13 protein-coding genes are annotated in these 13,567 nt (G+C 70.1%); 5 read left to right on the top strand and 8 right to left on the bottom strand.

What is annotated here, in order from left to right; translation table 11 throughout:
• Positions 1-40: 40 nt before the first annotated feature.
• Positions 41-928: a LysR family transcriptional regulator gene (locus AC1PK7_RS01675; RefSeq protein WP_481099646.1), complete on the bottom strand. Its 888-nt coding sequence runs from the start codon at positions 926-928 to the stop codon at positions 41-43.
• 91 nt (positions 929-1,019) lie between these two features.
• On the opposite strand from AC1PK7_RS01675, the gene AC1PK7_RS01670 reads away from it, so the two are divergent.
• The gene (locus tag AC1PK7_RS01670; protein ID WP_481099645.1) at positions 1,020-2,012 is read left to right on the top strand and encodes an NAD-dependent epimerase/dehydratase family protein; all 993 of its coding nucleotides are present in this window, start codon (positions 1,020-1,022) and stop codon (positions 2,010-2,012) included.
• Between the two features lie 132 nt (positions 2,013-2,144).
• Here the strand turns inward: AC1PK7_RS01670 and hemB are convergent, their stop codons facing one another.
• Both hemB and AC1PK7_RS01660 read right to left on the bottom strand, forming a co-directional pair.
• A complete protein-coding gene (gene hemB, locus AC1PK7_RS01665) occupies positions 2,145-3,137 on the bottom strand; it encodes a porphobilinogen synthase (RefSeq protein ID WP_481099644.1) in 993 nt (330 codons plus the stop codon).
• A 207-nt stretch (positions 3,138-3,344) separates the two neighbouring features.
• Positions 3,345-3,593, bottom strand: a complete 249-nt coding sequence (locus AC1PK7_RS01660) for a hypothetical protein (RefSeq protein WP_371184258.1) — start codon at positions 3,591-3,593, stop codon at positions 3,345-3,347.
• A gap of 172 nt (positions 3,594-3,765) precedes the next feature.
• On the opposite strand from AC1PK7_RS01660, the gene AC1PK7_RS01655 reads away from it, so the two are divergent.
• Both AC1PK7_RS01655 and AC1PK7_RS01650 read left to right on the top strand, forming a co-directional pair.
• A complete protein-coding gene (locus tag AC1PK7_RS01655) occupies positions 3,766-4,224 on the top strand; it encodes a hypothetical protein (RefSeq protein WP_481099643.1) in 459 nt (152 codons plus the stop codon).
• A gap of 274 nt (positions 4,225-4,498) precedes the next feature.
• Complete coding sequence (locus tag AC1PK7_RS01650; RefSeq protein WP_420008631.1) at positions 4,499-4,852, top strand: hypothetical protein; 354 nt, start codon at positions 4,499-4,501, stop codon at positions 4,850-4,852.
• A 45-nt stretch (positions 4,853-4,897) separates the two neighbouring features.
• Here the strand turns inward: AC1PK7_RS01650 and AC1PK7_RS01645 are convergent, their stop codons facing one another.
• The 4 genes from AC1PK7_RS01645 to AC1PK7_RS01630 form a co-directional block, all read right to left on the bottom strand.
• The gene (locus AC1PK7_RS01645; protein WP_481099642.1) at positions 4,898-6,703 is read right to left on the bottom strand and encodes a DUF885 domain-containing protein; all 1,806 of its coding nucleotides are present in this window, start codon (positions 6,701-6,703) and stop codon (positions 4,898-4,900) included.
• A 248-nt stretch (positions 6,704-6,951) separates the two neighbouring features.
• A complete protein-coding gene (locus AC1PK7_RS01640) occupies positions 6,952-7,536 on the bottom strand; it encodes a cytochrome c oxidase assembly factor Coa1 family protein (protein ID WP_420008629.1) in 585 nt (194 codons plus the stop codon).
• A 52-nt stretch (positions 7,537-7,588) separates the two neighbouring features.
• On the bottom strand, positions 7,589-9,820 hold the full coding sequence (locus AC1PK7_RS01635; protein WP_481099641.1) for a S9 family peptidase: 2,232 nt from the start codon (positions 9,818-9,820) through the stop codon (positions 7,589-7,591).
• Between the two features lie 70 nt (positions 9,821-9,890).
• Positions 9,891-10,580, bottom strand: a complete 690-nt coding sequence (locus tag AC1PK7_RS01630) for a glutathione binding-like protein (protein ID WP_153751779.1) — start codon at positions 10,578-10,580, stop codon at positions 9,891-9,893.
• A gap of 113 nt (positions 10,581-10,693) precedes the next feature.
• Here AC1PK7_RS01630 and AC1PK7_RS01625 point away from each other — a divergent pair, with 113 nt between their 5' ends.
• Entirely contained in the window at positions 10,694-11,302 is a 609-nt protein-coding gene (locus tag AC1PK7_RS01625) for a TIGR00645 family protein (RefSeq protein WP_010340631.1), read from the top strand.
• A 171-nt stretch (positions 11,303-11,473) separates the two neighbouring features.
• A complete protein-coding gene (locus AC1PK7_RS01620; protein ID WP_371184247.1) occupies positions 11,474-12,484 on the top strand; it encodes an energy transducer TonB in 1,011 nt (336 codons plus the stop codon).
• A gap of 74 nt (positions 12,485-12,558) precedes the next feature.
• Here the strand turns inward: AC1PK7_RS01620 and AC1PK7_RS01615 are convergent, their stop codons facing one another.
• Positions 12,559-13,500, bottom strand: a complete 942-nt coding sequence (locus AC1PK7_RS01615) for a CPBP family intramembrane glutamic endopeptidase (protein ID WP_481099640.1) — start codon at positions 13,498-13,500, stop codon at positions 12,559-12,561.
• Positions 13,501-13,567: the final 67 nt, after the last annotated feature.

The raw sequence follows: 13,567 nt of genomic DNA, 5'->3' as shown, positions 1-13,567 counted from the left end.
TGCGCGTGGCGCCGGCCGCCACGACCACCGCGTGCGCCCGTCAGGCGGTGTGCGCCGTCATCGCCTCGACCAGGGCCGCGAACACCGCGCTGCAGGCGGCGCTGCCGCGTACGTCCTGGTGCATCACGATCCAGCTGTCCAGGCCCACGCGCACCTGCTGCGGCAGCACCGGCACCAGCGCCGGCGTGCGTCGCGCCAGCGCGACCTGGCAGAAGCCGATGCCGCAGCCGGCACGCAACAGCGCCAGTTGCGCCAGGTCGCTGTCGGCACGCAACGCGAACGCCTCGCGCCGCCATGCCGGCAAAGCACTGCGCGCCGCGCGCAGGAACGGCGTCTCCGCATCGAAGCCGATCAGCGCATGCTGCGGCAGTTCCTCCAGCGTCTGGGGCAGGCCGCGGCGTTCCACGTAGTCCTGGTGCGCGAACAGCGCCACCGCCACCTCGCCGACATGACGCGCGATCAGCACGTCCTGCGTGGGCCGGGTCATGCGTACCGCCACGTCGGCCTCGCGATGCAGCAGGTCCTGCACCCGGTTGCTCAGTACCAGTTCCAGCCGCAGCTGCGGATGCGCGCGACGCAGGGCCGCCAGCACCGGCGGCAGCAGTTCCGCACCGATCACCTCGCTGGCGGCGATACGCACCGTGCCGCGTACCGCATCGCCGTGGCGGCCCGCCGCGCGCTGCAGCGAGGCGGCCAGGCTGCCCATCGCCTGCGCATGCCCGCGCAAGGCCAGCGCGGCATCGGTCGGCAGCAGGCCGGTCTGCGAACGCACGAACAGCGGCACCGCCAGCGCCTGTTCCAGCGCCGCCACGTGACGGCCGACGGTGGGCTGGGTCAGCCCCAGCGCACGTGCCGCCGCCGACAGCGACCCCTCCTCCAGCACCGCCAGGAAGGACCGGTAGAGTTCCCAGCCGATCGCGTTGTCCATACAGAAATGTATAGCTGGTCCGCAGTATTCGCCAATTTTCTTCAGCGGCACCGGCACCGACACTGACCGCCGACCCCAACGGAGCGCTGTCATGTCCTCTTCCTCTTCCTCTTCCACGGCCCTGGTGCTGGGCGCCAGCGGCGGCATCGGCGGCGAACTGGCGCGGCAGTTGCGCGACGCCGGCTGGCAGGTGCGCGCCCTGCAGCGCGGCCTCGCCCACCCCAGCGCGGAGCGCGACGGCATCCACTGGCTCCGCGGCGATGCGCTGCAACGCGCGGACGTGCTGCAGGCGGCCCGGGGTTGCGCGGTGATCGTGCATGCGGTGAACCCGCCCGGTTACCGGCGCTGGTCGGAGCTGGTGCTGCCGATGATCGACAACACCGTGGCCGCAGCGATCGCCGAGCGCGCCACCGTGGTCCTGCCGGGCACGGTCTACAACTACGGCCCGAACGCCTATCCGGCGCCGGACGAAGACGCGCCGCAGGCCCCGGTCACACGCAAGGGCGCGATCCGGGTGGAACTGGAGCGGCGCCTGCAGGCGGCGACCGCCCAGGGCGCGCGGGCGATCGTGGTGCGCGCCGGCGACTTCTTCGGCCCGCGCGTGGGCAACAGTTGGTTCGCGCAGGGGCTGGTGCGGCCCGGGCGACCGGTTGCGACGGTGACCCTGCCGGGCGATCCGGGCGTTGGCCACCAGTGGGCCTATGTGCCGGACGTCGCGCGGACCATGCTGGCGCTGCTGCAACAGCGTACGCGCCTGCCGGCCTTCGCCCGCCTGCACATGGACGGGCACTGGGACGCCGATGGCACGCAGATGGCCGCGGCGATCGCGCGGGTCGCGCAGCGCCATGGCCTGGCACCACCACGCACGCGCCGTTTCCCGTGGCCGCTGCTGACCCTGGCCGTGCCGTTCTGGCCACTGGCGCGCGAACTGCACGAGATGCGCCCGCTGTGGCGGCACCCGCTGCGCATGCGCAACGCGCGGTTGCTGGAACTGCTGGGCGAAGAACCGCACACACCGCTGGATGTGGCGGTGGAGGCGACGCTGCAGGGACTGGGCTGTCTGCCGGGCTCCCACTCGGCCTGACGCGCGTAGGAGCGGCTTCAGCCGCGACCGGGCTTCGACGGGAACGCCCGGTCGCGGCTGAAGCCGCTCCTACAGCACGCCGACCACGTTATCGGACGTGCGCTGCAGCCGCTTGCACAGACAGATGCCGGCTCAGCGCGCCTCGCGCAGCCAGCGCGCCACCTGCGGCGCGAAGTAGGTCAGCACGCCGTCGGCGCCGGCGCGCTTGAACGCCATCAACGACTCCAGCACGCAGGCGCGCTCGTCCAGCCAGCCGTTGCCGATCGCCGCCTTGAGCATCGCGTACTCGCCGCTGACCTGGTAGGCGAAGGTCGGCACGCGGAATGCGTCCTTCACCCGCCGCACCACGTCCAGGTAGGGCATGCCGGGCTTGACCATCACCATGTCCGCGCCCTCTTCCAGGTCCAGGGCGATCTCGCGCAAGGCCTCGTCGCCGTTGGCCGGGTCCATCTGGTAGGTGGTCTTGTCGGCCTTGCCGAGGTTGCCGGCGCTGCCCACCGCCTCGCGGAACGGGCCGTAGAACGCCGAGGCGTACTTGGCCGAGTAGGCCATGATGCGCACGTGCAGGTGCTCGTCGGCATCCAGCGCGCGGCGGATCGCGCCGATACGCCCGTCCATCATGTCCGAGGGCGAGACGATGTCCACGCCGGCCTGCGCATGCGACAGCGACTGCTGCACCAGCGCCTCGACGGTGATGTCGTTGAGCACGTAGCCGCGGTCGTCGATGATGCCGTCCTGGCCGTGGCTGGTGTACGGATCCAGCGCCACGTCGGTCATCACCCCCAGTTCCGGGAAGCGCGTCTTCAGCGCGCGCACCGCGCGCTGCGCCAGGCCGTCCGGATTCCAGGCCTCGGCCGCGTCCAGCGACTTGCCGGCCGGGTCGATCACCGGGAACAGGTCGATCACCGGGATGCCCAGTTCCAGCGCGGCCTCGGCCTCCTTCAGCAGTTCCTCGATCGACAGCCGCTCCACGCCGGGCATGGAGGCGATCGGCGTGCGCCCGGGCACGTCGTGCACGAACACCGGCCAGATCAGGTCATCGACGGTCAGGGTGTGCTCGCGCATCAGGCGGCGCGAAAAGGCATCGCGGCGCATGCGCCGGGGACGATAGTGGGGATGGGCCACGTGCAGGCTCCTGGGTGGGCGGATGTTGGGAGGCCGCGCCGGTCGCACGGCCGATGCCGCCAAGGCACCGCAGCCGCGCCGCCGGCACCGGCGTGAACGCAGGGCAGCCCGCGCGCGGGCCGCCATCGGCTGCGCATGTTACTCCCGCCGGTGCGGCACGCAGCGCAGGATGCTGCAACACAGCATGCCGGTCGCCCGGCACGCGGCTCAGATCACGCCGCCGCCCAGGCTCAGCCGGATCACCCCGACCACGATCACCAGCGCGTTGAGCAGCAGGCCGGTCTTGGCGCGGCCGCGATTGGGCGCGGCGGTGAACAGCAGGCCGATCGCGGCGATCAGCGCGCCGACCGCGGCGAACGGGATCAGGAACCAGTTGCCCCAGCCGAGCAGCGGGATGAAGGCCAGGATCATCCACAGCAACGCCACGATGCCCCACAGCAGACTGATCAGGCCCATGCCGGCCTCCGTGCGAATGTGAGCCTGCACCATAGCGCGCGGCGCAGGCCAGGCAACCCAACTCTTGGCATGGGGATCACGGCGGCCCTGCCAGGGTGCGACAGCGGCGGGTTCGGCGCGATTCACCCGGCCCGCCTATGATCGCGTGAGATCCGACTACGGGGGCAAGGCCATGAAGATCCGACCGTTGTTGCCGCTGGCGCTGCTGCTGAGCCTGGCCGGCTGCGCCAGTTCCTCGAAGGTGATGGTCGGGGCGGCACGGCCGCCGATCGATCCGGCGCTGGTGCAGATCTACTCCGCGCCGCCGCCGGGAGCGATGGATATCGCCCAGTTGGAAGCCTCCAGCGCGGCCGGCTTCGGCACCCAGGGCCAGACCGACGCAGCGGTGGACCGGCTCAAGCGCGACGCGGCCAAGCTCGGCGCCAACGGCGTGGTGCTGATGGGCGTGGGCTCGCAGCGCTCCGGCGGCGGCCTGTCGGTCGGCGCGGGCAGCTACGGCGGCCACGTCGGCGGCGGCCTGGGCATCGGCATCCCCACCACGCAGAAGCGCGCCGCCGGCATGGCGATCTGGGTGCCGCCGGGGGCGCCGGCGCCGGCCGTCCCGCAGCCTGCGTCGCCGCCCGGCCGCTGAATCGAGTCAGGTCGGTCAGGGGCCACTGACCTGCCCTGTCGATGCGCCGGCTCTGGCGCACACACTTCTCCTTCGAAACGCATCGTGCGGCCCCCTGACCAAAGGGTTGGCCCCACGACGTGCACTCTCCGCCGCTGAAACCCTTGCTAAGCTATTTGCGGGCAGAATCGGGGGCGACCCGTTCGAGGGTCCGGGTTCGGGATGCCGCCCGCCATGCACCGACACGTTTGGTCCGAACGTCTGGAATGGACCGCTTTCGACAGAGGGAAGGGTGATGAAGAAGCTGATCTGGATTCTGGTTGCGTTCCTGGGGATGCAGGGTGCCGCTAGCGCACAACAGGTCTACGAAGATTTGTCTTGCCGCTCCAACGATCCGTTCGTGTTCTGTACGCAAGGCTGCAAATCGCCCAACCGACATTGGAAACCTGTAGGTTCCGGCAGCGGGTGGGCGCCGATTCCGCCCTATTGCCCCTACCCCACGGTCGTCAGCACCAAGTACTGCAAAGGGTGGTCCCTGATTGCGTACAAAGCATGGTACGAACGCCAGAGCATCTGCCAGGTAGGCGGTGGCAAGGCCAGCGACTGGACGGGACGGCAGCGGCCCGAAAACGTGCCTTACTCACATTGAGTCGTTTCGGTGCCGCTGCGCTTCCGCGCAGCGGCAAGCCAGCCGTCAGTTGTGCTGTGACGGCACGAACTCCTCGTCCACCGCCGCGGCCAATTGATCCGGGGGCAGCAGCCCCTGGTCGAGCAGGAAGTTGTTGAACTTCAACCGGTCGAACCTGGTGCCCAGCGCCAGTTCGGTGCGCATGCGCAGTTCCAGGATGCGGCTGTAGCCGTAGAAGTAGCTGCCGGCCTGGCCGGGCGCGCGCACCATGTAGCGGTCCAGTTCCTGCCGCGCCATCGCCGGCGACAGGCCGACGTCGTTCTCCAGCACCAGGCGGGCGCGCTCGCGGTCGATCAGGCCGAGGTTGAGCATCGGGTCGAGCATGGCCCGCGCCGCGCGCAGCAGGCGGAACTGCAGGGCGATCAACTGCCCGTCTAGCGGCTCGTACGGCACCATCTCGGCCTCGGCGTACAGCGCCCAGCCTTCGACGTTGACCGAATTGAACGCGAACAGGCTGCGCGCCAGCGACACGCCGCGCTCGACCATGGCGGTGAACTGCAATTCGTGGCCGGGCCGACCCTCGTGCGCGCTCAACGTCCATGCCGCCGCGCCGAAGTTGAAATCGTCGTAGTGCTCGCCCTTGCCGGCGCTGTCCGGATTGCCCAGCGGCAGCACGAAGGTGCCCTGCTCGCCGGTGTTGCCGACCAACGGCGCCGGGCGGAAATGCGGCGCCGGTTGCGCGGCGCTTTCGGCCGGCGAGCCCAGGCGCATCTGCATCGGCCGCTGCGGCACGTCGACGATGCGCTGCTGGCGGATGATCGGATCGATGCGGTCGATGACGCTGCGGTAGTGCGCCTCGAGTTTGTCGTCGGGGATGGCGTCGCGCTTGAGCGCGCGCAGCACGGTGCGGTAGTCGCGGGCATCGTCGCCGCGCAGGCCCTTGGCCGCGGCCACCAGCGGCGCCAGTTGCTGCATCGCCGCGCGGGTTTCCATGAATTCCAGCTGCGCGCGCTGCATCAGCACCTGCGGAGAGATGTCGATGCCGACCTGCTTGAGCTGGAACGCATACAGCTCGGGCGGCAGGCGCGCATCCTCGCGTGCCTGCGGCAACACCACCGTACGGGTCCAGGTGGCGTAGTCCTGGAACTGCTTGTCCATCGCCGCCAGCGCCGCCTCCGCGCCGGTGATCTTGTACTCGGCGAACAGCGAACGAATGCCCTTGGCGTAGGTATCGACGTTGCTCAAGGCCTGTTCGACCTCGCGCCTGGTCGGCTGCAGGAGGTTGCCGTCGGCGCGCTTCTCTTCGTAGCGTTGCCGCGCCAGTTGCAGCGTCGAGGTGCTGCCCGGCGCCAAGCCGACGTAGCGCTGCAACCGCAGCAGCGCCTTGGCGCGGCGCGCCGCCGGTACCTGCTCGGACAACAGGTTGTTGATACCGCCGAACACGTGCTGCGGCGCGTCGGTCCATGGCAGCAGAAAGCGCTCGTTGAGCGTGCTGCCCTCGATGGACTGGTCGGCGGCATGGATCAGGATCGCCAGGTCCTGGCGCACGTTGGGATCGCGCTCCACCTGCAGTTTTTCCTGCAGCGTGCGGCGCGCGGCACTGGTGGCCTCGCGGAAGCGCCGCGCGTTGTCGGGACCGAAATCGGACACCTGGTCGTCGAATCCCGGCACGCCGAAGAAGCTCACCTCCTCGGCCTGGAACGGCGCCTGCGCCTGCAGCAGGATCTGCGCGAAGGCATTGCTGCGCTCCACCCAAGCGGGCGCGTGCTTGGCCGACGCGGCCGCCGGTGCGGCCGCTGCCGCCAACGCAGGGAACGGCGAAGGTGCCGCCAGCGCCAGGGTCAGGGCGATGGCGAGGACACGTGGCTTCATGGCGCAGCTCCGACAGAATGATGTCAGGACCGTACGCGGCGCGTGCCGGCTCGGCCATCTGCCGGAGGTCATGGCCGCCGCCACGCCGCGGCGCAGCATGCGGGTGAAGACTACGCCGCCGCGGTCGCGCACATGCTGTGCCGTCAGCACAGGCGCATGATGACAGGACATGGGCGGTGCGATCGCGCGCCCCATGGCGCCACCCACGCATCACGCGACGCGGTGGGCGGCAGATCGTTCGCCGCTGCTTACTTCGTCGCGTCGGCCTCGGCCGGCGTGGCGCTGTCGTCGACGTCTGTTGCGGGCACCGGCGGCGCCTCGACCGCCATTCCGTCCGCCTCCTCGTCGTCGCTGTCGGCGTCCTGCCCGAGCGCATCGAGCAGCGGGATTGCTTCACCCGCATCCGGCAATACCTGCAGGGTGGTGTAGTGCCACTCGCCCGCATGGCGCTCGGCTTCGATGTACAGGGTGCCGTTGGCGCGCGTGCCGTGCAGCGACACGCTCAGGGCGGCATTGCCACTGCCGGCGCCGCTGGTGCTGATGTTGCCGCTGGGCATGATGCCGTCCTTGATCGGCGCGCCCAGCGCGGCCGCCACGCGCGGATCGTGTTGCGCGGCCATCACGCCGACCCGGTACGGCTCGGAGGACTTGGTGATACGCGCGAGGCCGAGCGCGAACACCGCGATCGACGCCAGCAGCAGGGCGCCGAGCACCAGCACGATCAGCGGCACCGCCCATTTCCAGTGCCGCGCCCACCAGCCGCGCTTGGCCGGCGGCTGTGCCGTGGCGGAGGTGGGATCGGACGTGCCGGGCAGCGGCGGCGGACTCGACATGGCGTCACTCCTTGTCATGCGGAAGCGGAGAGAGGGAAGCGCGGCGGTCCACTCAGGGCTTCAGGCAGCGCGCCAGGAACGCCTCGGTGGTGCGATAGCGATGCAGCGCGTTGCTGCCGGACAGGCCGTGCTTGGCGCCCGGATAGGTCATCAGCTCGAACAGCTTGCCGCGCTTCTGCAGTTCGCTCATCAGCGAGGTGGAATTGGTGAACAGCACGTTGTCGTCGGCCATGCCGTGCAGCAACAGCAGTTGCGAGGTCAGCCCGTCCAGGTGCGCGGCCACGCGGCTGTCGCGGTAACCGTCGGGATTGGCCTTGGGCAGGTTCATGTAGCGCTCGGTGTAGTGGCTGTCGTACAGGCCCCAATCGGTCACCGGCGCGCCGGCGGCACCGCAGGCATAGGCCTCGCTGTGCTTGGCCAGCAGCATCAGGGTCATGTAGCCGCCGTTGGACCAGCCGTACACGCCGATACGCGCCGCATCCACCCACGGCTGCGCCTTCAGCCAGGCCACGCCGCGCAACTGGTCGTCCACTTCCACGGTGCCCTGGTGCTGGTACAGCGCGCCGCCGAAATCGCGGCCGCGGCGCGGCGTGCCGCGATTGTCGAGCGAGAACACCACGTAGCCATGCTGGGCCAGGTACTGGTCGAACAGCGCATCGCCACGGCCGGGCCAGCCATCGACCACGGTCTGCGCGGCCGGGCCGCCGTACACGTAGACCACCACCGGATAGCGTTTGCCCGGATCGAAGCCGGCCGGCTTCATCAGCCGGTAGTGCAGTTGGGTCTTGCCGTCGGCGGCGGTCAGGGTGCCGAACTCGACCGGACGCTGCGCCTCGCGGTAGGCGGCGTAGGGATGCTGCGGATCGGCCAGGTCGTTGACCAGCAGGGTGGCGATCTTTTCGCCGTTGGCGCGGAACAGCTCGATCTGCGGCGGCGTGGTGGTGTTGGACCAACTGTCGACATACACACTGGCGTTCTTGGCGAAGCTGGCGGCATGCGTGCCGTTGGGCTTGGACAGCTTTTCGATGGCGCCGCCGGCCAGCGGCACCGCGTACAGCTGGGTCTGGGTCGGCGACTCCTTGGTCGCGGAGAAATAGACCTTGCCGGCCGCCTCGTCCACCGCCAGCAGTTCGTCCACCATCCACTCGCCCTGGGTCAGCGGGCGCAGCGTGCGGCCGTCTTCCGAGGCCAGGTACAGGTGTTCGTAGCCGCTGCGCTCCGAGCCCCAGACGAAGCGCCCATCCTTGAGAAAGTGCAGATCGTAGGTGAGCGGCACCCAGGTCGGGCTGGTCTCGGTGATCAGCACGCGCTGCTTGCCGGTGGCCAGGGTCGCCTCGATCAGCTCCAGGCGCTTCTGGTCGCGCGACTGGCGCTGGAAGGTCAGCCGTTGCGGATCGCGCCAGTCCACCCGCGCCAGGTAGATGTCCGGGTTCTTGCCCAGGTCGATCCACTGCGGCTGCGCGCCGGCGCGCGGCGCGATCGTGCCGAGCTGGATCTTGACGTTGGGCTGGCCGGCCTGCGGATAGCGCTGCTCCACCACCTCGGTGTGGTCGGCGTAGACCTCCGGGCGCTTCTGCACCGGCACCTCGGTTTCGTCGATGCGCGCGAAGGCGATCGCCGAGTCGTCCGGCGCCCACCAGTAGCCGGTGTGGCGGTCCATCTCTTCGTCGGCGACGAACTCGGCCACGCCGTTGCCGATGGTCTCGCTGCCGTCGTGGGTGAGCTGATGCTGCTGGCCGCTGGTCAGGTCGATCACCCACAGGTTGCGTCCGCGCACGAAGCTGACGTAGCCGCCCTTGGGCGAGATCTTCGGATCGGTGACGAAACCTTCGCCGTGGGTGAGCTTGCGCACCGCGGCGCTGCCGGTCTTCTGCAGGTCGTACAGGTACAGTTCGCCGCCGAGCGGGAACAGCAGCGCATGCGCGTCCGGCGACCACTGGTACTCGACGATGCCGGTGTAGGCGGCGATGCGCTGGCGCTCGCGGCGCGCCTTCTCCTCGTCGCTCAGGGTCTCGGTGCCGGGCAGCACCAGCTTGGAATCCACCAGCATGCGGGTCTGGCCGCTGGCGATGTCGTATTCCCACAGGTCCAGCTGGTTGCGGTCGCTGTCCTTGCCACGCAGGAAGGTCACCCGCGAGCCGTCCGGCGCCACCTTGGGCTTCATCAGGGTCGGCCCGGACAGCGGCTTGCTGCCGGTGATGGCCTCCAGGGTCAGTTTCTCGGCGTGGGCGGGAACGATGGGCGTGGCGAGCATGAGGGCGAGAGCGGCGAACAGAGAGCGCATGAAGGTTCCTGATGGAGCACCGAGCGCACGGATGATGCGCGTGCGCCCGGGATTTGAGAAGCGCGCCGGCTCAGCGCTGCCCGAACAGGTGCTTGCGCTCGGCGTCGCTGAGCGGCTTGCCCGCGTTCGGGTTCACCTGCTCCTTCAGGGCGTAGGCGCGCTGGGTGGCCGGACGCGCGGCGATGGCCTCGTGCCAGCGCTTGAGGTGCGGGAAGGCGGCGTAGTCGGGGGTCAGGCCGTTGTACACCTCGATCCACGGGTAGCTGGCCATGTCGGCGATGCCGTAGTCGTCGCCGGCCAGGTAGGCACTGTGCGCCAGGCGCTTGTCCAGCACGCCATGCAGGCGCCGCACCTCGTTGCCGTAGCGCTCGATCGCATAGCCGATCTTCTCCGGCGCGTAGACGTTGAAGTGGCCCATCTGCCCGGTCATCGGGCCGAGCCCGGCCATCTGCCAGAACAGCCATTCCAGCGCGAGCACGCGCCCGCGCGGGTCGGCCGGCAGGAAGCGGCCGGTCTTCTCGGCCAGGTACAGCAGGATCGCGCCGGACTCGAACACGCTCTGCGGCGCGCCGCCGTCGGCAGGGGCGTGGTCGACGATGGCCGGCATCTTGTTGTTGGGCGAGATCGCCAGGAATTCGGGCGCGAACTGCTCGCCGGCGCCGATGTTGACCGGCTTGAGCGTGTAGTCCAGCCCGGCTTCCTCGAGGAACAGGGTGACCTTGTGGCCGTTGGGGGTGGGCCAGTAGTACAGATCGATCATGGGGGCGTTCCTGGACAGGGGATCCCGAGTGTAGCGGCGGCCCCCGGCTTGGCAGCGTCATCGCCGGCCGGGTACCCTGGCCGCTCCCGCAACGCAGCATTCCAGACAACGCCATGACTCCCGAGCGGCCCCGCCTGCATCCCCTGTCCAACCTGATCTTCGCCTCGCGCTGGCTGCAGTTGCCGCTCTACCTGGGGCTGATCGTGGCCCAGGGCGTCTACGTGTTCCTGTTCGGCAAGGAACTGTGGCATCTGATCCACGAGGCGCCGCGCCTGGGCGAGCAGCAGATCATGCTGATCGTGCTCGGCCTGATCGACGTGGTGATGATCTCCAACCTGCTGGTGATGGTGATCGTCGGCGGCTACGAGACCTTCGTGTCGCGGCTGGGCCTGGAAGGCCACCCGGACCAGCCGGAGTGGCTGAGCCACGTCAACGCCAGCGTGCTCAAGGTCAAGCTGGCGCTGTCGATCATCGGCATCTCCTCGATCCACCTGCTCAAGACCTTCATCGCGGTCGGCGCGCTCGGCGGCATGCCGATGTGCTCGCCGGACCAGTTGGCCAGCGCCGTGGGCACGGTGGACCTGAAGAGCTGCGCGACGCTGACCGCCACCGGCGTGCTGTGGCAGACCATCATCCATGGCATCTTCATCCTGTCGGCGATCGGCATCGCCTGGACCGACCGGATCATGTCCGGATCCGCGCCGGCGCGGCCGGCGCACTGAACGACGCGCGCAGCGTCACGCTTTTTGCCGCAGCGCTGCGGCTGCCACACACGCGGCGGCCGCGGATGCTAGATTGACCGATGGGGTGCGCTGGCGGCTTGGGGGCCGCAGCACCGCGAACGCACCGCCATCGCATCGTTGATTGCCAACACCGGGGATTCAGGGGGACGCATGTCGCAACTCACCACACTCGCCAAGGCGCGCCGCGTCGCGCCCGTTCTCTTGCTGGCTGCGCTGGCGGCCTGCTCCAAGCAGGACGAGACCGCGCCACCCACCACCGCACCGGCCACCGCCGCGGCCAACGCGCCGGCACCGCCGCCGGTGTCGGCCAAGGTGCAGTCGATGGGCACCGAACAGTTGCACGACTCGGCCAGCCAGGCGCTGCGCGAGAACCGCATGTATGCGCCGGCCGGCAACAACGCGGTCGAGTACTACCTGGCGCTGCGCGACAAGCAACCCGACGACGCCGGGGTCAAGAGCGCGCTGACCGACCTGATGCCGTACACGCTGATCGCCGCCGAACAGAGCATCAACCGTGAGGATTTCCCGGAAGCGCAGCGCCTGATCGGCCTGATCGAGAAGATGGATCCGCAGGCGCCGGCGCTCCCGCGGCTCAAGCAGGGCGTGAGCAAGGGCATGGAGACGGTGGCCCAGCGCAGCCAGGACGAGACCGACAAGGCCAAGAAGGACGCCGAGCAGAAGGCCAAGCTGGCCGCCGAGCAGCAGAAGCAGGCGCAGCAGCAGGCCAGCGAGGCGCAGGCGGCGCAGCAGATCGCCGCGCAACAGGAAGCCGCGCGCCGCGAGAGCGCACGCCAGGAAGCCGAACGCCAGGCCGCCGCCCGCCCCGCCACGCCCGCCGCCACCGCGCAACCAACGCCGGCCCCGGCGGCGACGCCCGCGGCCGCACCGGCATCCGCCGCCACGGCACAGACCCTGCGCCCGATCAGCACCCCGGCCCCGCGCTATCCGCCCGAAGCGCTGCGCTCGGGTACCGCCGGCGAAGTGCTGGTGGAGATCACCGTCGGCACCGACGGCGCGGTCACCAACGCACGCGTGCTGCGCTCCACGCCACCGCGGGTGTTCGACCGCGAGGCGCTGAACGCGACCAAGCGCTGGCGCTTCGAACCGGTCAGCGCGCCGATCACCACCCGCCGCACGCTGGCGTTCAATCCCGGCGGCTGAGCCGCCGCAGCTGACGCGTGTCCGGCGGCTGCCGGGCGCGCTGCATCGCCGACGGCCGCGCCGAGCGAAAGCGCTCAGGCCGCGGGCGTACTGCCCGCGCCGCGCGCAGGGGTGCCAAAGCGCCCCTTGCGCCAGGCCACCCAGGTCGCGATCGCACCCACCACCGTGCACACCAGCAGCCCCGGCAGCGAGGCCTCCGGCCCGAACGCGCCGCCGCTCAGCCAATCCGGCACGCCCGCCTGCACCGTGCTGCGCGCGATCGCCGGTCCCATGTCGGTGCCCGACACTGCCGCGCCGAACAGATAGCCCTGGGTGAAGTTCCAGGCCGCGTGCACGCCGATGGAGACCCAGAGCCGGCCGGTGAGCACGTAGAACGCGCCCAGCATGATCCCGGCCTCCACCGCGATGCACAGCGCGGCGAACACGCTGGCGTTCGGATTGCCGAGGTGGGCCAGCCCGAACAGCGCCGCCGACAGCGCGAACGCCAGCCAGGGACCGAACGCGCGCCACAGTAGGCGCAGCAGGATCGCGCGCAGCATCAGTTCTTCCACCACGCCGGCCTGCAGCGCCTTGCCGAGCGGCCCCCACAGCGGCGCCGGTCCGGTCCAGCGGATCGCGTACACGCCCAATGCCGCCATCAGCGCCATCACCGCGGCGAACATCGCCGCGCCCAGCAGCAGGCCGCCGGCCAACTGCGAGGGCGCCGCGCGCCAGGCCAGTTCCGCCGGCCAGCGCCGTTCGCCCAGGCGCACCGCCACGGCATAGAGGATGGCGGCCGTCACTGCAGTGGCGAACGAGGCAAGCGGACCACCCGCCCCCGGCGCAAGGAGCCTGCCGCACAGCAGCGGCACCGCCGTCGCCACGACGATCGTCAGCGCCAGCAAGGCGATCGCCCAGGCCACCGCCCGCAGCCAGCGCAGCATCCCCGGCTGCAGGATGCGCGCATCGCCCAGCACCAGCAGGCGGGCATCGCCGGCAGCTGTCAGTGACGAGGCATCGTGTGGATCTGGAGACATGCAAGGCTCGCTGCGGAGAATTCTTCAGGAAGGCGGACGCATCCGCCGTGCGCGCAGGGAGTGTGCA

This window comes from Xanthomonas sp. NCPPB 3174, from assembly GCF_056725205.1.
The sequence above is the reverse complement of the archived record's forward strand: the minus strand, read 5'-3'. Positions and strand labels throughout refer to the sequence as shown.